Origin of the sequence: Photobacterium kagoshimensis (assembly GCF_050337045.1) — a bacterium.
Taxonomy (GTDB): domain Bacteria; phylum Pseudomonadota; class Gammaproteobacteria; order Enterobacterales; family Vibrionaceae; genus Photobacterium; species Photobacterium kagoshimensis.
Window position 1 is genome coordinate 1 of sequence record NZ_JAKJSO010000018.1, and the last position, 26541, is coordinate 26541.

Consider the following 26541-nt stretch of genomic DNA (forward strand, 5'->3'; position numbering starts at 1 on the left):
GAATTAACCAGATTGAATTAACCAGATTGTAATGCAACTACTAGAGCCTTACCCATTAAATATAATCCCAATAAAAAACCGCACTTTCGTGCGGTTTAATTTTATCATTATAAATAACTCAAATTTACTTAAAAGTTCAACTCATCAACTAAGTGTGATCCCGCCTGCAGCTAAACATTGATAACAAGCTCGCAAAACAACCTTAAGCTATCATGTAACTCACAGACTAATGTTATATTAATGGCAACAAAGAATATAACACCATCCTTAACTTTAATTATTAATTTCACTTACTTATGAAAACTTTTACAGCCATTATTTTATTCTTGTTGTCTCCCCTATCATTCGCTAATAATTTAGAAAAAGGCATTGAACTATTCAATCAGAGAGAATACAAGCAAGCAATACCTATTTTTGAGTCTCTATCTAACGCTGGCGATATCGAAGCAACATATTGGCTTGGCGCATCACAGTATAGAACCGGTGAAAAGTTTGAAGCTGGTCATACATACTTAAAAGCAGCGGAGAAAGGGAACCCTTGGGCAATGGATAGACTTGTGCCTAGAGATAGCAGTCCATGTAGCTATTTAAGCTGGCCTTGTGACGAAAAATGGAAAAATAAGGCCATAACAGTATGGAAACAACAAGCAGAGAATGGAAGCGGTAAAGCCATGAGTATGTTATTACTAAGAGAGTCACCTTTATGGCAAATAATTCCATTCTATAATCAGTATAGATACAATAAGCTATTTGAAAAAGCAATACCTTTAGGTGGATACACATTGACAAGAACAATAAGCTTGTTAAGTTCTAAAGAAACAAGATATAAACACTTATTAACAGCAGCTAATCATGGATATGCACCAGCTATGACAAGCTTGTTTTATTATAAGAACGTATTAAGCTTAGATGAGAGGTTAGAATGGTGTTTAAAAGCACTAAACTTAGGTTATTCACGTGCAGCTGGTGCATTATCTATCGCATACAGTAATGGTTCACAAGGTGTTATTAAAGATAAAGCCAAGGCTATATATTATATGCTCATTAAAGAAAACCTCAACAACAACCATGATGAATTTACGCTTAAATCAAACGTTGAATATATAATTAGCGATGAAATAAATGTTCAAACGGATAGTCATAAAGTAGATTACAACATAGATAACATTAAATCGAGAGCTGATAAATTCACAGAAAACATAAAGCCAAATATGTTTCTTGACGAATCATCATTCGAGATGCGCATTTAAAACAGCAACAAATAAACAGACTGCATATAATGCAGTCTATTTATTAGCAATAAATTCAACCCACTTTAACTTTTTGCCATAATAACCCCAGAAGGGTTAACACGGTATTAAGATTAATTACCTAATGCTATTAATGCATCAGGTGCGATAATCTTTGCAGGCTTTGTTGCGTAAATCGAAATCACTTAAAAGTTCAACTCATCAACTAAGTGTGATCCCACCCTGCCGCAAAACAACCTCAAGCTATCATGTAACTCACAGACTAATGTTATATTAATGGCAACAAAAAATATAACACTATCCTTAACATTAATTATTATTAATTTCGCTTACTTATGAAAACTTTTACAGCCATTATTTTATTCTTGTTGTCTCCCCTATCATTCGCTAATAATTTAGAAAAAGGCATTGAACTATTCAATCAGAGAGAATATAAGCAAGCAATGCCTATTTTTGAGTCTCTATCAAACGCTGGCGATATCGAAGCAACATATTGGCTTGGTGCATCACAGTATAGAACCGGTGAAAAGTTTGAAGCTGGTTATACATACCTAGAAGCAGCGAAGAAGGGGAACCCTTGGGCCATGGATATGCTTGTACCTAGAGATGGCAGTCCATGCAGTTATTTAAGATGGCCTTGTGACGAAAAATGGAAAAATAAGGCCATAACAACATGGAAGCAACAAGCCGCGAATGGAAGTGGTAAAGCCATGAGTATGTTATTACTAAGAGAGTCACCTTTATGGCAACTAATTCCATTCTATAACGACTATAGGTACAATGAGCTATTTGAAAAAGCAATACCTTTAGGTGGTTATACTTTAACTGATACAGTAGGCTTATTAAGCTCAGAAAGAGAACAGTTTAAACACTTATTAGTAGCAGCAAATAGAGGTTATGCACCTGCTATGGCAACTCTATTTTATTATACTAACATGTTAAATTTAGAAGATAGATTAGCGTGGTGTTTAAAAGCTATTAACTTAGGTTATTCTCAAGCTGCAGCTGTATTATCCTTTGCATATACAGATGGTACTAAAGGTGTTGCTAAGGATAAAACCAAAGCTATTTACTATATGTTTATTGAGGAAAACCTCAACAATAATAAAAGTGATGAATTTACGCTTAAATCAAACATTGAATATATAATTAGCGATGAAATAAATATTAAAACTGATAGTCATAAAATTGATTACAACATAGATAACATTAAAGCGAGAGCTGATAAATTTACAGAAAACATAAAGCCAAACATGTTCCTTGATGAATCATCATTCGACATGATATTATAAAAACAGCAACAAAAAACAGGCTGCATATACGGCAGCCTATTTATTATCTATAAATCAAAACCACTTTAACTTTTTACCATAATAACCCCAGAAGGGTTAACACGATTTTTATCGAAATTAACTTATGCTATTAATGCATCAGGTACGCTAACCTTTGCATTCACTGGGAATTAAAACGGAGTTATTAAAATCAGGACCAACGAAATCATTATAACAACTATTTATAGATGAGCATGATGTATATGAACAAATGGGCGTTGACCAATATGAGTATACTGTTGATCGAGCAATAGCTTCGCAGTTATTACAGAATTAACCAGATTGTAATACAACTACTAGAGCCTTACCCATTAAATATAACCCCAATAAAAAACCGCACTTTCGTGCGGTTTAATTTTATCATTATAAATAACTCAAATTTACTTAGAAAGCGTAGTCTAAGTTAATACCCCAGTTACGGCCTGGTTGGGTGCGACGATCGATGCCTTTTGTATCTGTTCGCCCAGCAACATCTTGGTAGTTCCAATATTTCTTATCTAACGCATTGAATAGACCTGCACGTAGCGTCATGTCTTTCATTGGACGGTAGTAAGTAGTTAGGTCAACAACGCTGTATCCTGATGCATCAAGGTTATCTTTTGTATCCCAATCGCTGCCTTTTTTGCTAGCAACCATGGTTACGCTCATCAAACCACCCCAGTTGTCACTTGGTGTATCGTAACCTAGGCCTACAACGCTGGTTAGTGGTGCTACATCGTTAAGTGATGATGTAGTTCCAGCAGTAGGATCTTCACCCTCGCCGTCTTGGTAAGCTAAAGAGAATTTAGAGTAAGTACCTACTGGTGCATTAAATGCTTCATCTAGCCAGATGTTTGCTTTAAGTTCTGCACCATAAATCTTCGCTTTTGCGATGTTTTTGTTCGTATAAATTTCTACACCGTTAACAACTTCTTTATCCGCTTGAGTAATGAAGTTTTTGTAATCATTGTAGAAAGCAACAAGCTCTAGGCTACCAGCTGATGCGCTTGCACGCAGACCCATTTCGTAGCTTTGACTCTCTTCTGGTTTCAGATCTGGATTTGAAACAACTTTATATGTGCCACCGTCTCGAACATAGTAAAGCTCTTGCATCGTAGGCACACGGAAACCTTGGCTAAACTGAGCAAACGTACTTACTTGTTGATTCCAGTGGTATACAGCACCTAAGCGAGAAGTTAGCGCATCGTTGTCATTTGCTTTAAAACCAGAGTCAGAATCAGGCGTAATTTTACTCATGTCGTAACGCGCACCAGCTGTAACGACTAGCGCATCTTCCATGAAGAACATCTGATCTTGCACAAACAGAGCACGTTTCTCAGTTTTTGCTTCTGGAACCTCAGGTGTTCCCTGCTTAGTTTCGTTTTTATCGTACCAGTAATCATAATAATCAAGCTTAAACTTACTATCACTGTAAGATAGGCCGTATGTTAGCTCATGGCGGCTGTTATCGAACGCTAGCTCTTTGTCGAACTGACCATCAAACTGAATATTGCTGTCTTCACCTGAACGGAAGCGGTTACGCTTACCACGATCCATTTCAACAGGCGGCATTGGAGGCTTGTTCATGATGAACTTTGTACGATCATAGTTATTATGCTCAGCTTTACTTTGTTGGTAGTTCAGTGACCATTTAAGCTGATCAAAAGCAACATTGTTCGCTTGCCATTCATGTTCAAAACCAATTCGACCACGCTGATCAGTATCTTCAGTACGCACGTCAGAGTAATGCAACTTCATTGAACCATCAGCTGACATATTCATTGCCGTATCTTCTTTCGACAATGTCTGCCCTTTTGCGGTGCGTGTATAATACTCACCTGTCAAACCAATACGATGCGCATCATTAAGTTGATAAAATGCTTTGGCGAGCACGTTATGAGATTTCTTACTAAACGGATCGGCTGCACCACGCTCCTCACCGTTGATATCTGCGCCACTACCATGAGTTTGTACTTCATTACCATCGCGGTAAGTGTAAATCAGCATTGTTTCTAGGTCGCCAGTACGGTTAGCTGCTTCAACTGTTGCTTTGTATTCTGTATTTGCGCTTGCGTAACCTGTTTTAAGGCCGATATGGCTGTCGTCGCCATCAGCTAGCAGATCTTCAGGGCTCTTAGTACGCATTAAAACAGTACCGCCTAACGCATCACTACCATACAAGCTTGATGATGGACCTTTGTTAACTTCAATTGCAGTTAGCGTATCGACCTCAAACGTATTACTGTTCTTACGCATTGCATCTGCACCAGGGTTGTATGATGCCATTTGCTCGACACCATCAACCAATACTTTCACTCGGCTACCAGACATGCCACGAATATTAAAGTCTTCAACACCAAAGCGCCCTTGACCTTGAGCGCTGACACCAGGCTCAAATTTTAGCGCTTGCTGTACATCTGTAGCCATATTTTGTTCAATGTCTTCAGAGGTTACTTTCGCAACACTCGCAGGTACGTTCTTTACGCTTTGCTCCGAACGAGTGCCCGATACAACAACCTCATCAAATACTGATACTGCTTCTTCAGCATGAAGGATCGGTGATACAGCTAATAGAATAGAGCTCGCCACGAGCGAAAGTTTGTATTTCATATACCCTGCTTAATTAATAGTATTATCAATTTGTGTTTCATTACCGAGAATTATTACAAATACAAACGATAATTACTATCATTAGCAATATGATCAAGATCTCACTTTCAGTGTTTTCTTCGAATTAACAACCAGTTGTGAATGCTATTTTTTACTTTTAGTACAGGTGACAGTACCTGTGGCCAAGAGCAGACGGCTGCCTTCTGTTGATAAATTCATCAAATTATAATGACTTCCCCACTACAGACTTGTTATATGCTTGATAAAATATAATAAAGTGGGAATTACCTTGCGTTATCTTGAGGGTAACGTTACTATTCGCGCTCGTTTTTTAACGACATTGAGCAAGGTCGCATTGCTCAGTGAATTTAACTTAAGAGTATTTATAATGAAATTTGAAGCAGTAGTACGTACTGACCTAGGTAAAGGTGCGAGCCGCCGTCTACGTCACGCAGGTAAATTCCCAGCTATCGTTTACGGTGGTGAAGCTGCACCTGTATCAATCGAACTTCTACACAGCGATGTGATCAACCAAATGGATAAGCCTGAGTTTTACGAAGAGATCACTCTAGTAATCGACGGTCAAGAAGTTAAGGTTAAGCCGCAAGACATCCAACGTCACGCGTTCAAGCCAAAAGTTGAGCACATGGACTTCAAACGCATCTAATTTTGCGTGTTCATTGTTATTTTAAAAGCGCCTTTATGGCGCTTTTTTTATGTCTGATAGATCAAATTTAAAATAATCCTTGTTGCGGGTTCTCATCTTTTTCATCTAACTGTGCCTGCTGTTTCTTCTTCGCTTTTAATACGCGCATATAACGCTGACGGCACAAACGTAACGTATTCCTCTGCTCTGTAGCATTCATAGATTGCCAATTAAAACGCTCGTCTCTGTTTCGCATACAGCCCCTACAATACCCCCGTTCATTAACTTGGCAGATACCAATGCATGGGCTTGGAATAGTGAAGAACTCTAGTTGTTCCACAGCCACTTTCCCCTGTAATTGCTACGCTATTTTATTGAATATAGTAAATAATTAAGCAGTTAGCAGCCTTCAAGTTAGTATTATGTATAATAATATTAAGACTAATTTTGCCTGTTTACTTGATGATGTTCACAATTTGTTATAGTTTTGGCTGAAGAACTATACAATATAGATGCATAGCTATATGGCTATTTACAGGAGGGAACCATGGATTTTTTTGTACCATCAGCTGAAACCCGCTCTCAAGCAGAATCAGTATTCACTTCTATCGGCAATCATGTTTCTGCGCCATCTCAGGAAAAGCGCATCCATAAAATTGAATGGAAACATGAAGGTGACACTTGTCAGTGTGAAGTTGGCAAGCCACTACCGACTATTTTTCGAAATGACGAAACGGTTTTAGCTATTTTCGATTGTGGTGACGTTTTGAAAGTTTGTACCCCTAACCGAGGTGCAATCAAGTTTGATCCTATTCACGCTAACAAAAGTGATATCGTCTCTATCGCTTTCTTTGACTAAGCCTTAATATCACGTTAAAGCGCATGTAGCTCAACAAGTGGTTGAGCTACTCACTTCACAAACATTCTTCATTGCCAACAAATAGCCTTCATTAAAACAACCCCATCTGTGGGGCGATTAACTCTTCAAAGCTCGTGCCAATAAAAGGCAAAATACCATCCGCGACGGGTTTTAGCTGCTTATCTACATAATGTTGATAATCAATCGCTGTCTGCAGTGCTTCCTTGGGTTCTGGACCGTTTAACGTGATCACATACTCAATCCAACCGCCATGTTGATATTGTAACGGCCGGCCCAGTTTTTCATTAATGCTGTCAGCTTGTCGAGCTGCACGCACATGTGGTGGTACATTTTTTTGATACTCTTCCAGCTTTCGACGAAGCCGTTTTCGATACGTCAACTTGCTATCAAACTCACCGCTGTTCGTCCGTTCGACGTAGTCGCGAATGTACTCCTCGACATCTTCGTTATGGAAAACTTTATGGTACAAAACCTGCTGAAACTCTTGCGCAAGTAGCGTCCAGTCTGTTCTTACGGTTTCTAAACCTTTAAATATAATCGCTTGCTTACCATCACGTTCAATAAGCCCTGCGTAACGTTTTTTACTGCCTGTTTCTTGCCCTCTGATCGTTGGCATCAAGAACTTGTGATAATGCGTTTCGTATTCAATCTCAAGTGCAGATAGTAAACCATATTGTTGTGCTAGATGCGCTGTCCACCAAGTATTGATATGCTCCACCAGCGAATGCCCTATCTTATCGGCATCCTCGGCACTATGGGCTTGCTTCAAAGAAACAAATGTTGAGTCTGTATCGCCATAAATCACTTCATACCCTTGTGCTTCAATAAGCTCACGCGTTGTTTTCATGATTTCATGACCGCGCATGGTAATTGATGAGGCTAAACGGTGATCAAAGAAACGACAACCAGATGACCCCAGCACACCATAAAAGGAATTCATGATAATTTTTATAGCTTGCGAAAAGGCTTTTTCGCCATCACGTTTTGCCTTATCACGTGCGGTCCATAACTCTTCAATCATCTTAGGTAGGAAATGTTTTTCGCGGTGAAACTGGCCACCACGAAACCCTGCAATTGCTTGATTGTCAGCTTTCCCCTCTTCAAGCAATAAACCTTCCACCAACCCCATAGGATCAATTCGAAACGAACGAATGATCGACGGGTAGAGCGATTTGAAATCCAGCACTAAGACTGAATCATACAAGCCAGGTTTAGAGTCCATCACATACCCACCAGGGCTTGCTATCCAGTTCTCACTCTCTAGGTTTGGGGCAACGTAACCTGCGCGATGAAGCTGTGGCAAATACAAGTTAGTAAAAGCCGCAACCGAGCCACCAACCCGATCAAGCTCCACACCCGTTAATCGTGATCGTTCAATAACAAAATCAAGTAAATGAGTGTGCTCAAAAATACGCGTTACCAGCTTACAGTCTTGTAGGTTATAACGCGCTAATGAAAGTTTATCATGCTGAAACATATGATTAATTTCAGCCATACGATCATGCACATTGTGAATCGATTTACCTTCACCCAGCAACTCTTGAGAAACAGATTCAAGTGACCAGGATCGAAAATTGTAGGTCGCTGTTTTAAGCGTATCGATACCATCGAGTACCACGCGACCAGGAATCGATATAAACCCCTGCTGGCTATTTTTGCTCGACTGTCGCCAATGCGGTGTTTGCTTACCTCGTCCTATACGCAGTGACAAGTTATGCCATTCAGCACGCTTTAATAGAAGGCGGAAATCAAAGTCGATCACGCTCCAGCCAATCACAATATCGGGATCAAATTGCTGAAACCACACCTCCAGCGCAAGTAATAACGCTTTTTCATCATCGACCCACTGAATCCAATCATGTTGTTCAACATTGTCTATCTGCTGTGGGTCACCCACCATGATCACACGGCTATCATGTTCACTGTGTAAACCGACTGAGTAAAGAATGCCTTTTTCAGAACATTCAATATCCAGTGAAACCATAGAAAGCTCAGGCTGATATTCACCCGCTTTCGCTTTTACTTGTCGATACTCAACATAATCACCTTTTTGGCTTGGCTCACCAGTAAAGACGATACCACCTCGAATAAATCGTTCCATCAAAAAACGATCCGCTAGTCGCACATCCGCTTCGTAACAAGCGATGTTTTGAGCAGCAAGCATGAGAGGAATTTGGTGGCTATCCCGTACAGTCTCACAGTAGCATGCGACCATGGCTTGATGGCTAAATGACGATAATGTTACATCACGCCAACTGGTTCTAATTTGAGCCTGACGTAAAAGCTGCTGTGCTTGTATTTGCTGAGTAACTGGAATGAAACATACTGGTTTGTCTCCACGTATCACAAGGCGTACTGGGCTCTCATCCGTTTTCACCCAAAGAATGATTTCTGTTTGACCCTGGGAGTCTCGACTTTGACGGGTTAATACAAACCCTGTGGAATGTGAATGCAATGAAGCCTCAATATAACGATTAAAATGGGTGAAAATTTAACGTGTAGCGACTTGGTAAATAGCCAGTAATATACTAGCCAATACGGCGATTAATCTTGTCATATTCATCACCTATCCAACCACCAAACTGATCCATCAAAAATATAGCGGCTTTTTTAGGAACTTGAGTACGGCTCGCAAGAATAAATGAACGTTCAATGTCCATCAGGTGCTCTGGGAATAAGTCTAAAAAGACATCAGCCGCTTTATTGATATCCAATTCCCACTGTTGTTTTCGATGCAAGACTAAACAATACGCACTCCAAATCATCTTTTTACCAATATATTCACAGTAATCGAGATAATTCTCTGTTACTTTGGTTTTCATGATTTTATGACGATAATCGGCGAGTTGTGCTTTAATATCCCCGTTTAATGTTCGAGCAATATCCCAGCTAATTTCAAAGTGGCCAAAGCGACTAGCAAGATCGTCACCATTCAAGCAAACAGAACAATGCTTCAGCCATACACCCCACTCGAAAATCCCAGCTAAACCAAGAACATCTTCAAGTACGACAACTTTAATCGTCACTTTTGTCACGTGAGGGTAATGCTGAGACAAACGCCAAGTAATCGCACTTAGTGCTGATTCTTCACTACTTTGAAGTTTCTTTTTTACAACAAGCGTAAAGTTAACATCAGACTTTCCCCAAACAGCATCGCGCCTTGCTACACTGCCATTTAAATAGATACTATGAAACGTGGCATTCAACCCCGCTCTAAACTGCTTCACCGCATCAAGCAAAATAGGCATGTATTCTTGTTGAAACCCATTTTCTCGACTCAAGACTGGAAGTCTTTTTGCCACAATCGCACCCTGTTTTACTGTTATCTTCACCTTACTTATAAACGAAATAATATACGATTTCGCTGTAATTTGACATGTCAGCCCGAATGCTTATTTTTATGCTCAAAAAACAACCACTCCATACAAATACGCTTATTTAATCCATATTTACCTTTCGGAAAAGGTAATTCGCTACTAAAAATTAATTCAAATCAAAAACGAATAAAATATCTGGCATTAATGACAAAAAAACTGTGCAACACTTGTGCTTTACTCTATATTGCACACCCTTTAATCGCTTATGTGTCTGCCTGCGTATGTTCACCTCAAGAAATCTCCAATTAGCTGCATTATTCTTTGTTGTGGCAGTACTAATCGACTTTGCTTGGGTAGCAATTCAAACCGACCAAAAAATGGACGATGCGGCCCAGCGCGCAGTAATGCACATCGACAACTTGTTTTCAGGCATTGAAAAAAAACTGACCGTCATAGATACCATCGACGATCTATGCAACAGCAAAAACAAGCAGCTATTGGAAGACATTATTTTCGACTCTATCTCGATCAAAGAAATTAGCTATATAAAGGGCAATACAATCATTTGCTCCGATAGAACTCGTCAGCATAACTTAAATATATCAGACGAACTCCCTCAGAGTTTACAATTGAAGACAGGGCGAATAACTTACATTGCCAATGATCAACGTAGAAATATGCCAGCCCTATTTTACCTTGTGCCCTATCAGGATATGTGGATCAGAATTTCACTACACCTGAAGTATATTGATTTTTGGGTCAGTGATTTCGGTATTCGAAACAATATGAAAGCGCAGCTCATTCATGACAGAAAATTCATTGCAGGTGACACTGAAATAACCAACTCTGAGCTTATCAATCACCTAGAAATAACATCAAAACACTATCCCTTTTCTATCGTAACTGGCTACGATGCGGCTTTAATGCTAAAAGCATTTAGAGATCAACTGCTCTTAGCCCTAATGATCATTTCGCTATTAACAGCACTGTTGTTAGCGCTATTGTATTCGTATAAACGAACACGTCGCACCCTTGAATCTGAGATCCAGCATGGTATTACAAACAACGAGTTTACAGGCTACCTGCAACCCATAATCTGCTGCCAAACCAACCAATGGCTGGGTGCTGAAATTCTACTTCGCTGGCAGCATCCAATCAACGGTATTACCTCACCCGCAGAGTTTATTACTATTGCTGAAAACACAGGTTTGATTAACGACATAACACTAAAATTATTAGCAGAGGCTGGCCGAAATAAAGCCACTATAGGGAAGCTTTCTCAATCACATTACTTGTCACTGAATGTGACAGCCTCGATGATAGCTAACCCCTATTATGTTCGTAAACTGATTAATATCATCCGCCATTTTCCCTCTTTGCAGAGCGGATTAGTCCTAGAATTTACAGAACGTGAAACCTTCACTGACGATCAACTAGCGCAGCTACAGAGTGGCATGACACGATTACGAAAAGAAGGGGTTAAATGGGCGCTTGATGACTTTGGCAGCGGATATTCAGGCTTGTCACGCTTACAACAACTCAGCTTTGAAATTTTGAAAATTGATCGTGCTTTTGTTGCCGCTTCCAGTAATGAAACAATTGCACATTCGATTCTTGACAGTATTTGCGAGCTAGCTAAACGCTTTAATTGTGTATTGGTTGCAGAAGGCGTTGAAACTAAAGAGCAAGCTGAGCGTGTTCGTTTACTTGGGATTGAATGTTGCCAAGGTTATTTATTTGCTAAGCCCATGAGTATGAAGCACTACATACAGCAATTTAAACAAACCCTCATCCAAGACGGCGAGATAAAGTAAGCCTCGTAGGGGGATGAGCACTGCAAATTAACTCAGTATCGAGATATACTGACGCTAACTGATGAATAGTAAGAGTTATAAAGAAAATATGGAAAACCAAAACCTGATCTCATTCGATGATGTTATCGATGCAGCATACGATATCTTCCTTGAAATGGCACAAGAGAACTTAGAGCCAGCAGACGTTATTCTATTTACTGCACAATTTGAAGATCGTGGCGCGGCAGAGCTTGTTGAAACAGGTGCGGATTGGCCAGAACACGTAGGTTTTGCTGTTGATGGTGAGGTATACGCAGAAGTACGCATCGGTCTTGTCAATGAAGAAAACGATGTACTTGATGATGTCTTCGCTCGTCTTCTTGTAAGCCGTGATCCAGAAAATAAATTCTGTCACGTATTATGGAAACGCGACTAATTAAAGTGTCGTAATACATTGTGGAAAATACATATTTCTACAATGCACAGATAGAAAAAAGGCAGGTTGATTAACCTGCCTTTTTCATATTCATTAAGTTTAATGCACCTAACCAACCAATACCGATGTATCGTGATGTTGATTCTTGCGCACCCAGCCTAGGCTAATAAATACCAGAACAGCCATTACTGACATCACAAGACCTAAGCTCAATTGATTTTCAGCTGGCATTAATGATGCAGCTAATGTTGCTAAACCTGCACCTAAGTTTTGTAAACCACCGAGTACTGCGCCTGCTGTGCCTGCATGATGAGGAAACGGTTCGATTGCTGCCGTTGTCGCTGCAGGGAAAAGTACACCCGCACCGATGAAGTACAAGAAGGCACCGCCGATCAAAGAGCTCACCGTTACCGTACCCGCTAAACCAGGCACTAAAATGGTTACTGCGCCAAGTACAATCGCAGTTACACCCAAGTAAAGCACTCGCGTATTGCCCATTTTTTTCACTAAGTTAGCTGAAATCCATGAACCACCTAAGTAACCAGGTAATGGCAATACAAACAAAAAGCTCACCATGGTTGGCTCCAACTTAAGCACACTACCGAGTAATACGCCTGCAGCAGCTTCAAACACAGCGATACCAGCAAACGTTGCAATCAAGCACAGCACATAACCTTGAAACTGGCGGTTACTGAGCACATGACGGTAACTTACCCACACCTTTTCATGACGACGGTTTTGTTTTGGTAATGTTTCTGTAAAGTACAGCATCATAGCGACCGTTACTAACGCACCAAACAGCAGCAAGAAGTAGTAACTCGCAGTCCAGTCGAAGTGACTAGATAAGAAGCCACCTAAAACAGGTGCTAGCAAAGGTGAGAAAATAATCCCCATGCTCACTAAACTGTTTGCACGATGAAGATCAGTGCCATTGTAGCAATCACGTGTCACTGTACGGCACATTGCCCCACCGCAGCCAGTACCCATCCCCTGAACAAAGCTCGCCAACAAGAAGATCTCATAACTTGGCGCCCAAATGGCCAAAACCGTACCGAGTAGGAAAATCACCATACCAATGATGATCACAGGACGACGGCCAATACGATCTGATAACGGGCCGTAGATGAACTGAGATAGACCGTACGGAATTAAATATGCAGCCATTACCGCTTGTAAATACGACGATTCAACGGCAAAGAACTCTGACATAGCTGGAATTGCAGGTACGTACATCGTTTGTGTCATTTGACCAACTGCAGCCAAGATGATTACTAAAAATAACAAACGTACCATATTTATATTTGGTGATTGCTGAGTCACAACCAAATCCCTCACAACAGAACAATATACTAAAAACGAGTTTTTCATTGAGAAAAATTGCCCTATCGCAGAACTTTACTCCAACCATAACTCGCAAAGTAACAATATAGTCTACCTATACGATATTATTTAGTTTCTATATCTGCTTTAAGATGCGCAGATAGTAAAGCCGAACAGAAAATCTGGCAAGCTATTAGCGGGTTAGTCAGCACGATTCTTTATTATGATTTGGATTAGAAAAAGTAATGGGCAATTTAGTGCTTGCACACTGCCAGCTTGCGACAAAAATCGTAACTCACAACAATCAATAAATTTAATTAATAACCTTGAGCGTATTTTGCTTTTCACATGATGAAACAATATGCGCACATCTGCTTACTGAGTAGTTATCAATTAAAGAAAAATGATAGCGATAAGCCAATGTAGATAGTGAAATAACGATGACAAACGAAGATGTAGATGAAAGAAAAGCAGAAAGAAAAACGCCCCAATATATATTGAGGCGTTTATTGCGAGCGAGAAAGCACTAGATACGTACTTTTATCTATAAGCTACCGCTGATTGAAGATCAATCGAAGTTAAAACGGTGTTTACCGTGAGCGGCTTTAGTTTTTAGGTAACTTTCATTACCGTCTTTCACGTGTGCTTTAGTACCAACAACCTCAGCAATGATAATACCATTCTCTTCCAGCTCACGGATCTTCTTCGGATTATTGGTCACAAGGCGGATCGTACTTAAACCTAATGCTTTAAGCATCAATGCCGCTTCAGTAAAATCGCGTAAGTCATCGCCAAACCCAAGATGATTATTCGCTTCGTAAGTATTCATGCCTTGGCTTTGCAGTTCATAAGCATCAATTTTATTGTAAAGACCAATCCCACGGCCTTCTTGGCGAAGGTATAAAATTACACCGCCTTGCTCACCCATCTTATTGATGGTCTCATCCAACTGCTCGCCACAATCACAGCGTGATGAATGAAAAACGTCACCCGTTAAACATTCAGAATGCATACGAACGAGTGGTGCAACATCTTGCTTGTCCGCATCACGGAAAATAACCGCAACATGCTCTTTACCCGACTCCAGGCCATTAAATGAAAGCAAATCAGCAGGAATATTGCTCTTAAGACCAACTTTAAAAGGCACTCTCGCCCTTACATTTACCATCTTATTCCTAAATACTTTTTCTTTTATGGCCCGAGAAAAACGGGTCATACAATTATCTACTCCTTTGGCTAGAAGCCAAAGGCACATACTCTGGATCGAAAAATTTACCCTCTTTTCTATCATTACGAGAGAGAAAGACAAGAGAGGTCAAATTGATATTTCGACTAACGCTTAGATTGATAATAGCTAAAATCAACCAGTGAAAACAGACTTGTCCTAAGGATCACCCTGTAACTACCGATTGAAAACAGCCAACTGGCTAGATTACATACGCCATTACGTTATATAAGAACCAAGCCAAGCACTAAACTGCACGCTGTGGCCTCATCTAACTGAAGTTGTAGCCTATTGTTATACTATAACAATTACAACCCTTTAATTTATGCGGTTAATTATAATCCTAGCGATAAGCTCGCTCTACTTTGGAGTGCATACACAAACAAGACGCAATTAAAGTAAAAAAGATAACGCCGCTCATTATCAACAACAAGCGTAACCAATCATCTCCCATAGCAAGCCTTGTTACTAGCATGCCATAAGTTGTATAGACCCAAAATAACGCCCCACTAAAAAGGAAAACTTGGCAAGCACGAAGAACAATGCGCTGTCGTACCACCAAGAGCAATGGCGATAGGAGCAGAAGCCCAAAAATGACAATATGTCCAAATCTCAGGCTATGCGCAGCCAGCAACCATAAACTCAATACAATGGGGATATGCAGTAATAACCCTACGACAGAATGCTTTAGGGGACGTTTGTCTATATCAGAAGAAGCCATGGATTAACTCGAACAGGTAATAACATGCAATATATATACATGTTATTACCTTTCATAACGAGCACTTTTTAATAAAAGGTCAGGCTGAAACCACTAGCCTTGATGATCATCAAGTTCATCAGCAAGTTGAATGAGGCGATCTAAGATACGCTCACCATCAGCTTTCAAACCGTTATGCTCGTACTCATTGGTTTCCCATGCTTTAGCATTTTTTAATGTCGTGAGCGTTTCTTTACTGTACGCATATTCAACATACATATCTGCTAAATACACAGCTGCCGCAACAGGAACGGTATTTTTACTTAACTGTTCAATACTGTAGAGCGTTGACCAGTCAGCTTTTTCAGCCAGCTGCTCTGCTGCTGCCTTCAATGGCTTTAAACATTCCAGCTGATCGAACATCCACGGGTAAACCATTTCGCCTGTAAAGCAGAAATCTTGTCCTTTCTTATAGTGGCACTGAGGGTATTCATCACGAACACGGTGGGCAGACCAATTGGATGCCGCGTGCTGACAATAAATTGATTCATGCAAAATCGCATAAATAGGGTTAGTTTGGTATGCCTGCTCCATCAGCATATTGTTCAAAAAGGCATAGCTAAGCTCACGCTGCCCATCCACTTCAACAAAGGCTTCTTCAAGCAAGTAGTACATAGGAAGTTCAGCACCGCTCCTGCCTAAATTAATACCGATCAACTGAAATTGTTCAACAGTAAAGCGCTGACCATTAGGCAACAACACTTGATTATCAACAAGATAATCAGCAATTTCATTACAACGTTGCTGAGCAGAAGGAAAGCGGGTAAAAAATTGCGCGTTTTTGTCGAGAACACGCTGGTAGGTAGCACGATACACGTCATCTGCATGGCGGGTTAACGAAGCAAGTCCGCCCGTAATAAAAGCGCGAGTAAGACTCTGTGGATAATACGACAAATAATGCAGAGCACAAAAACCACCAAAACTTTGTCCTAATATCGACCACTGCTTCACATTAAGTGACTCACGGATAAACTCAGCGTCACGTACGATGTTATCGGCTCTAAACTGCGATAAATACGCCACCTGCTGATCAGTTGATTGACCAGCCAATGTTTGATGAGAAATAACAGTGCTTTGTCCTGTCCCACGCTGATCAAGTAATAACACTCGGTACGCTTGTAACGCACGTTTTAACCAACCGCTATTGCTATCTGGACGTGGCGATGGAAAACCTGGGCCTCCTTGTAAATAGACTAACCAAGGTAAATCGCTGGCTTGCTGGCGCTTAGCGACGACTTCTCGCGCAAAGACAGTAATCATCTTATCAGAGGGATAGTCGTAGTTGAGCGGTACTTGAAATGAATGCGGGCGATAAACAAGATCACCATCGATAAACGTTGTTTGCACGTGTTCCTCCGTTAAAATGAAAACCTTATAGTGGTTTTATTCTAATAACATGGTTCGTATTACCCTTGGGTGCACTCATCATATATCAAGCGTAATACAGACGCGAAAACACTTTAACACAGTGCATAAAAACCGTATGCCGCTGTGCTAACCCCTTAAATTAACGAAAAAAAAAGGCGGGCTTTTAATCAACTGAAACGAAATTTGCCGCTCGCAATTGTTATTTTTGTGAAAATCTCTAAAATTACGCCATCGCGAATACTCAATATACCGAGTATGCCCCATTCAGTCTTACAGCACTGACGCTGTAACAGACGCAGTAAAGGAAACATCATGATTCAAGTTGTTGGTCACAAGAACCCTGACAGTGATAGCATTTGTTCTGCACTTGTTGGTGCTGAACTACTTAAAGCTCGCGGCCTAGAAGCGAAAGCCGTTCGTCAAGGCGAACTAAACCGTGAAACTCAGCACATCCTAAAAACTGCTGGTGTTGATCAACCAGAAATGTGTACTGGCGTTGCTGGCGAGAAAGTATGGTTAGTAGATTACTCTGACCTAGCACAAGCACCAGACGATATCGCTGATGCTGAAATCGTAGGTATTGTTGATCACCACCGTCTAGGTGACGTGATGACAGTTAACCCGCTTGAAGCATGGATCTGGCCTGTTGGTTGTACTTGCACCATCATGTTCAACCTATTCAAGATGGAAGAAACTGAAATCACTCGTGAACTTGCAACGCTAATGATGTCAGCAATTCTGAGTGACACAGTAGGCTTTGCTTCTCCAACTTGTACTCAAAAAGATAAAGATGCAGTAGCCGAGCTAGCACCACTAGCGGGCGTTGAAGATCTTGACCTATTCATCAAAGAACTTCTAATCGCAAAAACAGACATTCAAGGTCTTTCTGCTGCTGAGCTTGTAGAAAAAGATCTTAAAGCATACCCATTCAAAGATCGCAACGTTGTTGTTGGCCAAATCGAGCTAGCAACACTAGAGCAAGTTGATGCAATGATCGATGAGCTAAACGCTGATCTACAGCGTCGTTGTGACGAAGAAGGTCTAGCAATGGCTGCACTTATGCTTACAGACATCACAACAAGCACAACTCGCCTACTTTACAAAGGTGAGTGGAATGCAACTTTAGATACTCACGCTAAAGATGGCATGCTTATGATGGAAAACACGCTAAGCCGTAAGAAACAAGGCTGGCCTTGGCTACAAACAGTACTTGCTTAATCAGCAAGCTATTGTAATAACATTAAAAAAGGAGCACATTGTGCTCCTTTTTTGTTCAAGTTAGGCCAGTTTATATAAAGAGTCTATTAGGGCACTTAATCACTATGCTTATTCGAGGTTTGGATCAGCTCTGCAAAATGACCCACAAACTCCCTTCCTACTACCTTTCCTTCACGGTAATCGACTTCTAAATCATCTTTGTCACTTAATAGCGCTCGGCTTTTTAAACCCTTCTCTGGCGCAATTTGAATCACTTTTAAACCATCTGGCACATTTGCTAAAAAGTCACACTGATCGCGATAACTTTGATAATACTGTGTCAGCATTTCTATCACATCTGCGTTCTTACCTTTCCCGGTTAACTTAAGAAAACGTTCGATATTATTGTGCGCCAACCATTTCCAGCTACCATTGTTGGTTTTGGTCAAGCGTTTGTCTTTGTGGTTTTGCAAAAACAATTTCACTTTTGCTGGTAAATGAGAGTTAGCCGCTAGTTCATCTGAAAAATCAGCATCTTGCTGCACACTTTCTTCATCATCAAGACTCAATTTCCATTGCTGAAAACGCTGAGACAGATCCGAATGAGCAGCGCGCAATTTCCCTATCGACGGATTACGATTAAGTTTTTCAATATAGCCTGGAATTGACTGTTCAATCTTGTCTCGCCAATCATCGAACATATCATCCCATTCATCTTGCTCCTCAACAGGCTCGGTACGAATAACAATCACCAAGTCCGCGCCACGACGCCATGCTTCTTGCACTGGTACTGCAGCACTAACCCCACCATCAACCCATTCTAGGTCGTTAATATTGACTGGTTGATTATAAAGAACAGGTATCGCACAAGATGCACGCAATACATCATGCCAATCGTCACCAAACATAGGTAAATAGATATCTTCCAATGTGTCTTTACGCGTGGTTGAGGCCAATGCATCTCGATGTTTCAATACATCACGAGCACGCATAAAATCTAATGGAATATCGCCAGAAGGTGAAACACACTTTAGCGCCCAATCTAAGTCCATTGGCTTTTGTTTGCTAAGGTACTTATAAAGGTTAAAGAAATCATCTTGAGTGGTGTAATTAACAATAAAGTTATAGCCAAATCGTGGCTGACGACTGATATAAGACGAGAGGTTAAGCGCGCCAGCCGATGTCCCGATGTACAGGTCAAAAGGGTCAAAACCTGCTTCTAAGAACGAATCAAAAACCCCCGCTGTAAAAATACCGCGCTGCCCGCCGCCTTGCACGACTAAGGCAATCTTCTTATGATTGATACCCGCAAGTTGGCTAGATATTTGATTTACAACTTGTAAATCTGATTGTTTCAAACTAAATGATAAGCGATTTGTCATATCCAAATACACACAGTGCTATCAGAGGCTAAGTCTTCAATATATCACTTATTATTGAACAAAGATGGAACGAGACACTATCAATGTCTCGTTTATTATTACGCAGAGTAAACTGGGGCTTTTATCTTTGGTTCGTCATCAAGTAAACACACGCAATGACAACGAATCGCAACACTAATTCACTATAGCGGTATTAATTTACGCTATATTTGTTAAGCCGTTACAGAGATAAAAGAGAACGTCATGATCATGCCAAGTGCAGCAGCTACGGCAACAAGCGCTAATTTTAGGTCGGTATCCATATCTAATCCCCTATACAACATAATGTTTTAACAACTTTGTAACTCTAGTTTAGGCGCAGATCAAGTTTGAGGGTGAATTATATGCGAGAAGTGCAGATGGATGTCACAATATGACTACATATCAATACTAAACCAAGGGTATATCAATGCAGTTAAACTCATATAAGATCTTATTTTCAAGCTTAGTTGTTTGTCTCCCCTTTTCTACCGCCGCACAGACAGACAACATCTACGTCACACCAACTGTCGGCTATAGCTACTCTGGCTCTATGAATAATGAATCAGGGGAAAAAGTCTCAGTTAACAATGCTGCAAATTACAATCTCGCCATTGAAACCGATCTCGAACCTGGTCGAGTTGGTATGTTTCTGAGCCATCAAAATACGGATACAAAAAATATTAGTGGCAACACTCAATTTACCTACCTCCACTTTCAGAGTTCACTACGGTTTCAACCCACTCAACAGCTAGAAAGTTATTTCGGTGCAAGTCTAGGGGGGACTTTTGTTAATGCCTCTTGGTCTGAAAAAGATGTTTTCTTCTCTGGTGGCTTATTTGGCGGGCTTGAATACGCACTGAGTAAAAATGCAAAAGTTATTTTAGAAGGTCGATGGCTTGCAAACTTTGTAAAAAGTAACACGACAGTAGCCTGCACCTTACCTACAGGCGATGAAACCTGCAAAGTTGCTATAGACTCCGAGCTATTTAGTCAGTTTCAAACTAACCTCGGCGTGCAATTTTCCTTCTAATTTACATGAATAATTTTTCATTTGGCTGAAAATATCACCCTTTACAATAGAAAAGACAGTCTCATACTGGTTTCTGGTGATTTTGCAGCCAATAAAACTCATTTCAAAAATAAAATATATCACTATCAATACTATTGGGAGTAGTTATAAACACTGCATAGTTTTCTCTCGCCACACAATCACGTCCGCTCGACCACCCTACAACAACAGTTAACACCAACACGCAAAGTGGTTAACAAAGTTACACTCTATTGCTTTACATTTTGTCTCTCGTTACTCTCGGTATATCAACACGGTTTAACAATCCAGAAGCCGTGTTCAAAAAAGGAAATTCTCAGCATTTTTCTCTAGTTTTTCTTTAATGACTAGTGAATAGCAGTACAAAGGAGTTGTTTATGAAACGAGAACAATGGGGCTCACGCGCTGGATTCATTCTTGCTGCGGTTGGCTCAGCCATCGGATTGGGTAACATCTGGCGTTTCCCATACATGGCATACGAAAACGGCGGTGGCGCATTTTTTATCCCTTACCTTTTTGCCATGCTTTCTGCCGGTATCCCTTTCATGATCATGGAGTTTAGCCTAGGGCATAAACTCCGAGGTGCAGCGCCACGTGCTTTTGCAAAACTGGGGGGAAAACTCGAGTGGCTAGGTTGGTTCCAAGTCTTTATTGCAGCGATCATTGCTGTTTATTATGTCGCAATTATTGGCTGGGCGATTTCCTACCTAGGCTATTCATTTACCCAGAGCTGGGGCGCTGATACTAACGCCTTCTTCTTTAGCGAATACCTACAACTTGGTGATAATTCACCAAGTAGCTTGGGTAGCCTTCAAATGCACATTGCGATTCCTATGATACTTGCTTGGGGGATCACGTTTGCCGCTATCTACACAGGTGTAAAAGGCGGTATTGAGCGCGCATCTAAAATTATGATGCCACTGCTATTTTTGATGGTTGTTGGGTTAATTGCACGAGTGCTATTCCTGCCTGGTGCAATGGATGGCCTAAACTACTTGTTCCAACCTGATTTCAGTAAAATTTTAGATGCTAAAGTATGGTCTGCGGCTTATGGTCAAATCTTCTTTACCCTAAGTGTCGGCTTTGCAATTATGATTGCTTACTCTAGCTACTTACCTGAAAAATCAGACATCAACAATAATGCTTTCATGACAGTATTAATTAACTGTGGTTTCTCTATCACAGCGGGTGTACTGATCTTTGGTGTCCTTGGTTATATGGCCCAAGAGCAAGCAAAACCCCTTACGGAAGTTGTCTCCGCTGGTGTTGGTTTAGCCTTTGTGACCATTCCAGCTGCAATAAACTTGCTACCAGCACCTTATATTCTGGGGCCACTGTTCTTCTTTGCATTGGTTGTTGCAGGCCTAAGTTCGCATATTTCCATCATTGAAGCGGTGACATCAGCCATTATCGACAAACTCAACTGGAGCCGTAAAAAAGCCGCATCGGTAGTTTGCGGGACAGGTTTCGTAGTATCCCTTGCCTTTGCAACTAATGGCGGTCTATTACTCCTTGATTTGGTTGACTACTTTATTAACAACGTTGCACTACTAACAAGCTGTTTAATTGAACTGATTGTTATCGCATGGCTCTTTAAAATTTCAGACGTACGAGACTACGTGAACAAAATGTCTGAATTCAGTATTGGCAAGTGGTTCGAAATTTGTCTTCGTTTCCTAAGCCCTGCAATGCTTGCGATTATTCTGGCAACTAACCTAGTGAATACCTTTACTGATGGCTACGGTGGCTACGCAACCTCTGACCTATTAATGTTGGGTTGGGGGCTGGTAGCAGCCATGTTTATCCTAGCCGTTATTATTAACGTGACATCTAAACCCGTAATCCAAAAGGAGGCTTAATATGACTACAGGTGCAATCATTATGATGCTATTTGGCCTAGGGATCACATGGGGAGGTGCAGCTTACTGCATCTCAGTCGCGATGAAGAAAAATCGCCAATAATCTAACTTCATCTAGAAACAATAAAGAGGCTCACTTTTGAGCCTCTTTTTATTTGTATCGACGATTAACACTAAGGAATGCCAATCCTGTATCATTTTAGTAAAGAATCCTTTTCTTTCCGTCAATCAAGCTATTACAATTCAATCAATGCCAAACACATCTATTTGCAGCGCATGTTTGGTCGATAATAACGATGACATTCTCAAGGATTGGCAATGAAGTTACCTGCTCTACTACTCACTTTCGCCCTATTACCAACAAGTGCTATGGCCGCTAGCGATAGCTGCGTTAGTAATAAATACCATCAGTATATTGATGCCTCCCTTTCATGGTACGAAAGCTTAGTCGCACTATCTGTCAAAAAAGACGAGAACTTGAAAGAAGTTGGACAGTGGTTTTTAGAGGGGCGCAAACACCACTTTGAGCTGAACCGCCAGGCATTTGATTGGTTCTTGAAAAATGATCAGTCACGTCTAGACTTGTCACAATCTGTCGAGTCATGGTTAAAGCTCTCTCAGCAAGATGTAAAAGCCATCTCTCAACAAGACGATGAATTAAGTAAATTTGCTAAACAAGCATTCGATGATCGCCAAAGTAAACCACATCCTAAAAACTACGAGTTACGCAGCGCATTCGCAGACCTACTTTCTCATCCTGGTGACATTGAAAAGCCATTAAATGCTTACAACGAAAAAATCACTAAGATTGAAACTATCGAATGTAAATAATTGATCAAAAAAGCCTCTCTCACCGTATAATTATCATACTGTGTTTGTATTCTTCGCCAAAGTAAGAATACAAACACATTTAGGCATGAAGCCTTTATTACTGTGATAACAAGGATGATGTATGAAAGGATACTCACTTCTCTGCCTAGCCGTGATATCAGCATCGAGTTATGCTGGCAGGCCTAATACGGACTGGGAACCAGGTTTTGGCGGTGAAATATCGGTCATCACTGGCTATACACGCTCAACCTCTCAGTTCATTACCGATAATAAGACACTCTCTTCACCTAACCAAAAAGCGACAACGCAAGATAGTTTTCTGATTGCACCAATCGGTACGCTTAGTTACACCTTCAAAACGACTGATCAGCAAATTTTCTTTGGTACTCGCCGGTCTGATATCGCCCTTGGCCGTTTTCATTTAGAACTGGGATACCGCCAAAAATTTGAAGATACAGGCACATTCAGTTTTAGCTTCGTCCCTGGCTTATTAAAGCAAAAGACATGGGCCGATCCTTTTATCCTGAATGAAGAACGAGAAGAAACCAAAGTCAAAACACGTGCACTGCGTCTAACCGCAGAAAAAATTATGGGCTCGAATTTTTCTGGTGAGCTTGCGGTAGGCCACCAAAGTTATGATCATGAAAAAAGCGGTTTTGCTAACTTCAGCAAGCAAGATCAAGCACTACTCGATCGCGATGCTAACATTTTATTTGCTCAAGGCTCCTACAGCCAATTCATTGGTCGAGGTATGATGCTACGCGGCGCAGTAAACTACACTCGCATTGATAGCGAAGGTGAAGCAATGGCCAACACCATTTATGGTGGTGAAGCCAGCCTTATACAATTATTCCGTTCATCTAGCTTTGCATTCACCGTTAGCTATGATCACGCCACATTTGATACTGCGAACCCTGTGTTTAACAAAGAACAAAAAGATAACCGTTGGGGGGCTTTCTTAGCCTATGAATATCGTCAACCATTTGGTTGGCAAAGTTGGTCGGCGATTTCACTCGTTGGCTATAACCAATCACAATCTAATATAACCTTCTACGATGAAGACAGTCTGTTGGCAACAGTAGGTTTAAATTATAAATTTTGACCAAATAACCAACAATTTAGCCACAATAGCCCCCTAACATCCTATTTATGGAAAATAAGTTTTGTGGGAGATTGTGGCTAATATGTTATAAGTAAGGAAATATTTTTAGTTAGAAAGCATATGGTAGTGGATAACCGACAAGCAGACGCATCGTTAGCGTCGATGCATCGCATTTTTACAGTGCCTGAAGCACCTGATTCTACACTAGGTGCCATTGAGCTGGATATATCTCAGAATCTCAATGAATTTCTACGCCACCACATTGCGGCAGTAGAAAAGCCCTTGGCCGAAATAGAGAAGGATTTCTCGTGTGCTGATATTCCTGAAACACCGAGTTTTGTTTCCGATCACACCCAATTTTTGTTAGATAAGTTAGTGGCGCAATCGGTGCATACTTCTGCCCCAAGTTTTATTGGCCACATGACATCGGCGTTGCCCTATTTTTTAATGCCGCTATCAAAGATCATGATTGGTCTGAACCAAAACCTAGTGAAGATTGAAACATCTAAAGCCTTTACGCCATTAGAGCGCCAAGTTCTCGGGATGATGCATAATTTAATTTATGATCAGGCCGACGATTTTTATGCGCAATGGATGCACAGTGCTAATCACTCGCTGGGCTCTTTCTGCTCTGGGGGCACGATTGCAAACATCACGGCCCTTTGGGTTGCGCGTAATAACGTACTTAAAGCAGATGGTGAATTTCGTGGCGTTGCGCAAGAAGGGCTATTTCGCGCCATGAAGCATTATGGCTATGAAGATTTAGCCATTTTAGTTTCAGAACGTGGTCATTACTCGTTAAAAAAAGCGGCTGATGTACTAGGTATAGGTCGAGAATGTGTTATTCCAATCAAGACCGATGAAAACAATCGGATTTGTACTGATGACTTGAAACAAACACTGATTAATCTTAAAGCAAAGCGGATTAAACCCATTGCGATAATCGGCGTGGCGGGTACAACCGAAACTGGCAACATTGATCCACTCGATGAACTGGCAACAATTGCGCAAGAACACCAATGCCATTTCCATGTTGATGCAGCATGGGGTGGCGCGACCTTAATGTCGAATAAATATCGACATTTACTCAAAGGAATTGAGCGTGCTGACTCTGTCACTATCGATGCACATAAGCAGCTCTATGTCCCTATGGGCGCTGGCATGGTTATTTTCAAAAACCCTGCGTCAATGACAGCCATCGAGCATCATGCTGAATATATTTTACGAAAAGGGGCAAAAGATTTAGGTAGTCATACGCTTGAAGGTTCACGTAGTGGTATGGCTATGCTGTTATTTGCTAGCCTAAATATTATCAGTCGCCCAGGCTACGAATTGTTGATCAATGGAAGTATCGACAAAGCACGATACTTTGCTGATCTGATTAAACAGCAGGCTGATTTTGAATTAGTGACAGAGCCTGAACTATGCTTACTCACCTATCGTTATGTCCCAGAAGCCACCCAGCGTGCGCTACTATTAGCTACAGATGATGAGCGCAATACGTTATTAGAGGCACTGAATGATCTCACCAAATTCATTCAAAAACGACAACGAGAATCAGGCAAATCATTTGTATCTCGTACACGGATTCACCCTAAACAATGGCAACGTAAAATCACCACTGTTTTTCGCGTTGTTCTCGCCAACCCTCTGACCAGCAATGAGATACTTCATGCTGTACTTAAAGAGCAAAGCGAGCTGGCCAAAGAGAGTGAATTTAGCTTACCTGCTATCCATTCACTCACTCAGCAAATCCTCAAACGCCACCAATAGACCCGCGTTTCTCGCATTTCACAAACATCTATCAGGCTGACTGATAGGTGTTTGCTGCTTTTATATACGAACAAACCTAAAAAAAATTTAAAAAATTATTTACCCACTGAATCGTTTGCTTATTTTTTCAGCGTTTTTCCTTCACAGTTTCTCATTAAATGACTATGAGTAATAAATTACCGCTATCATTTTCATCAAAACTTATCACAACCAAATGAGATCCAGCTCTCATCACGATGTAAAAATAAACAATTTCTGTATCAACAACATACAAATAAGATCTATATCACACTTCAGACGCGTTAATAACACGTAATATAAATTGATCGTTATCAATAAAAGTGTTGATAAGCGCGTACAAAAAAGCCGCTATACACTGTATAACGGCTCAAATGTGACAAGTTATGTCATTT

23 protein-coding genes are annotated in these 26541 nt (G+C 40.7%); 13 read left to right on the top strand and 10 right to left on the bottom strand.

The genetic code is table 11. The features are described 5' to 3' along the window. Positions 1-296: 296 nt before the first annotated feature. Both L4C35_RS16865 and L4C35_RS16870 read left to right on the top strand, forming a co-directional pair. Positions 297-1250 (top strand): tetratricopeptide repeat protein, encoded by a 954-nt coding sequence (locus L4C35_RS16865; protein WP_428463983.1) that lies wholly within the window; start codon positions 297-299, stop codon positions 1248-1250. Positions 1251-1585: 335 nt separating this feature from the next. Continuing rightward, on the top strand, positions 1586-2542 hold the full coding sequence (locus L4C35_RS16870) for an SEL1-like repeat protein (protein ID WP_428463984.1): 957 nt from the start codon (positions 1586-1588) through the stop codon (positions 2540-2542). Between the two features lie 423 nt (positions 2543-2965). Here the strand turns inward: L4C35_RS16870 and L4C35_RS16875 are convergent, their stop codons facing one another. Continuing rightward, the gene (locus L4C35_RS16875) at positions 2966-5170 is read right to left on the bottom strand and encodes a TonB-dependent hemoglobin/transferrin/lactoferrin family receptor (protein WP_428463985.1); all 2205 of its coding nucleotides are present in this window, start codon (positions 5168-5170) and stop codon (positions 2966-2968) included. A gap of 388 nt (positions 5171-5558) precedes the next feature. Between L4C35_RS16875 and rplY the strand changes: the two genes are divergently transcribed. After that, a complete protein-coding gene (gene rplY, locus L4C35_RS16880; RefSeq protein WP_428463986.1) occupies positions 5559-5837 on the top strand; it encodes a 50S ribosomal protein L25 in 279 nt (92 codons plus the stop codon). Positions 5838-5904: 67 nt separating this feature from the next. Here the strand turns inward: rplY and L4C35_RS16885 are convergent, their stop codons facing one another. Further along, positions 5905-6156 (bottom strand): DUF1289 domain-containing protein, encoded by a 252-nt coding sequence (locus L4C35_RS16885; RefSeq protein WP_428463987.1) that lies wholly within the window; start codon positions 6154-6156, stop codon positions 5905-5907. 207 nt (positions 6157-6363) lie between these two features. Here L4C35_RS16885 and L4C35_RS16890 point away from each other — a divergent pair, with 207 nt between their 5' ends. Continuing rightward, positions 6364-6675, top strand: coding sequence for a hypothetical protein (locus L4C35_RS16890; RefSeq protein ID WP_428463988.1), 312 nt, complete (start codon positions 6364-6366; stop codon positions 6673-6675). Between the two features lie 91 nt (positions 6676-6766). On the opposite strand, the gene L4C35_RS16895 is transcribed toward L4C35_RS16890, so the two are convergent. Together L4C35_RS16895 and L4C35_RS16900 are read right to left on the bottom strand one after the other, a co-directional pair. Beyond that, positions 6767-9151, bottom strand: coding sequence for a DNA polymerase II (locus L4C35_RS16895; RefSeq protein ID WP_428463989.1), 2385 nt, complete (start codon positions 9149-9151; stop codon positions 6767-6769). Positions 9152-9224: 73 nt separating this feature from the next. Beyond that, positions 9225-9998: a nucleotidyltransferase domain-containing protein gene (locus L4C35_RS16900; protein ID WP_428463990.1), complete on the bottom strand. Its 774-nt coding sequence runs from the start codon at positions 9996-9998 to the stop codon at positions 9225-9227. A 296-nt stretch (positions 9999-10294) separates the two neighbouring features. Here L4C35_RS16900 and L4C35_RS16905 point away from each other — a divergent pair, with 296 nt between their 5' ends. Beyond that, a complete protein-coding gene (locus L4C35_RS16905) occupies positions 10295-11827 on the top strand; it encodes an EAL domain-containing protein (protein ID WP_428463991.1) in 1533 nt (510 codons plus the stop codon). An 88-nt stretch (positions 11828-11915) separates the two neighbouring features. Continuing rightward, positions 11916-12242 (top strand): HI1450 family dsDNA-mimic protein, encoded by a 327-nt coding sequence (locus L4C35_RS16910; protein WP_428463992.1) that lies wholly within the window; start codon positions 11916-11918, stop codon positions 12240-12242. Positions 12243-12350: 108 nt separating this feature from the next. Here the strand turns inward: L4C35_RS16910 and emrD are convergent, their stop codons facing one another. The 4 genes from emrD to L4C35_RS16930 form a co-directional block, all read right to left on the bottom strand. Then, positions 12351-13535, bottom strand: coding sequence for a multidrug efflux MFS transporter EmrD (emrD, locus tag L4C35_RS16915; protein WP_428464102.1), 1185 nt, complete (start codon positions 13533-13535; stop codon positions 12351-12353). A gap of 595 nt (positions 13536-14130) precedes the next feature. Further along, positions 14131-14730 carry a GTP cyclohydrolase II gene (locus L4C35_RS16920; RefSeq protein WP_428463993.1) on the bottom strand — a complete coding sequence of 200 codons (600 nt, stop codon included), beginning with the start codon at positions 14728-14730 and terminating at the stop codon, positions 14131-14133. Positions 14731-15130: 400 nt separating this feature from the next. Further along, on the bottom strand, positions 15131-15508 hold the full coding sequence (locus tag L4C35_RS16925; RefSeq protein WP_428463994.1) for a hypothetical protein: 378 nt from the start codon (positions 15506-15508) through the stop codon (positions 15131-15133). 93 nt (positions 15509-15601) lie between these two features. Beyond that, positions 15602-16894, bottom strand: a complete 1293-nt coding sequence (locus L4C35_RS16930) for an alpha/beta fold hydrolase (RefSeq protein ID WP_428463995.1) — start codon at positions 16892-16894, stop codon at positions 15602-15604. A gap of 333 nt (positions 16895-17227) precedes the next feature. On the opposite strand from L4C35_RS16930, the gene L4C35_RS16935 reads away from it, so the two are divergent. Further along, positions 17228-18133, top strand: a complete 906-nt coding sequence (locus L4C35_RS16935) for a manganese-dependent inorganic pyrophosphatase (RefSeq protein WP_428463996.1) — start codon at positions 17228-17230, stop codon at positions 18131-18133. Positions 18134-18228: 95 nt separating this feature from the next. Here L4C35_RS16935 and L4C35_RS16940 read toward each other — a convergent pair whose 3' ends face one another. After that, on the bottom strand, positions 18229-19494 hold the full coding sequence (locus tag L4C35_RS16940) for a patatin-like phospholipase family protein (RefSeq protein ID WP_428463997.1): 1266 nt from the start codon (positions 19492-19494) through the stop codon (positions 18229-18231). A 212-nt stretch (positions 19495-19706) separates the two neighbouring features. Next, on the bottom strand, positions 19707-19796 hold the full coding sequence (cydH, locus tag L4C35_RS16945) for a cytochrome bd-I oxidase subunit CydH (RefSeq protein ID WP_428463998.1): 90 nt from the start codon (positions 19794-19796) through the stop codon (positions 19707-19709). A gap of 146 nt (positions 19797-19942) precedes the next feature. Here cydH and L4C35_RS16950 point away from each other — a divergent pair, with 146 nt between their 5' ends. From L4C35_RS16950 to panP, 6 genes are all read left to right on the top strand, one after another. Continuing rightward, positions 19943-20545 carry a hypothetical protein gene (locus tag L4C35_RS16950; protein ID WP_428463999.1) on the top strand — a complete coding sequence of 201 codons (603 nt, stop codon included), beginning with the start codon at positions 19943-19945 and terminating at the stop codon, positions 20543-20545. 395 nt (positions 20546-20940) lie between these two features. Next, positions 20941-22422: a sodium-dependent transporter gene (locus L4C35_RS16955; RefSeq protein WP_428464000.1), complete on the top strand. Its 1482-nt coding sequence runs from the start codon at positions 20941-20943 to the stop codon at positions 22420-22422. Between the two features lies 1 nt (position 22423). Beyond that, positions 22424-22525 (top strand): MetS family NSS transporter small subunit, encoded by a 102-nt coding sequence (locus tag L4C35_RS16960; RefSeq protein ID WP_141226244.1) that lies wholly within the window; start codon positions 22424-22426, stop codon positions 22523-22525. A 215-nt stretch (positions 22526-22740) separates the two neighbouring features. Next, positions 22741-23253 (top strand): hypothetical protein, encoded by a 513-nt coding sequence (locus tag L4C35_RS16965; RefSeq protein ID WP_428464001.1) that lies wholly within the window; start codon positions 22741-22743, stop codon positions 23251-23253. A gap of 121 nt (positions 23254-23374) precedes the next feature. Further along, on the top strand, positions 23375-24355 hold the full coding sequence (locus L4C35_RS16970) for a DUF2860 domain-containing protein (RefSeq protein ID WP_428464002.1): 981 nt from the start codon (positions 23375-23377) through the stop codon (positions 24353-24355). Positions 24356-24475: 120 nt separating this feature from the next. Next, positions 24476-26128, top strand: coding sequence for a pyridoxal-dependent aspartate 1-decarboxylase PanP (panP, locus tag L4C35_RS16975; RefSeq protein ID WP_428464003.1), 1653 nt, complete (start codon positions 24476-24478; stop codon positions 26126-26128). The last annotated feature ends 413 nt before the right edge of the window (positions 26129-26541 follow it).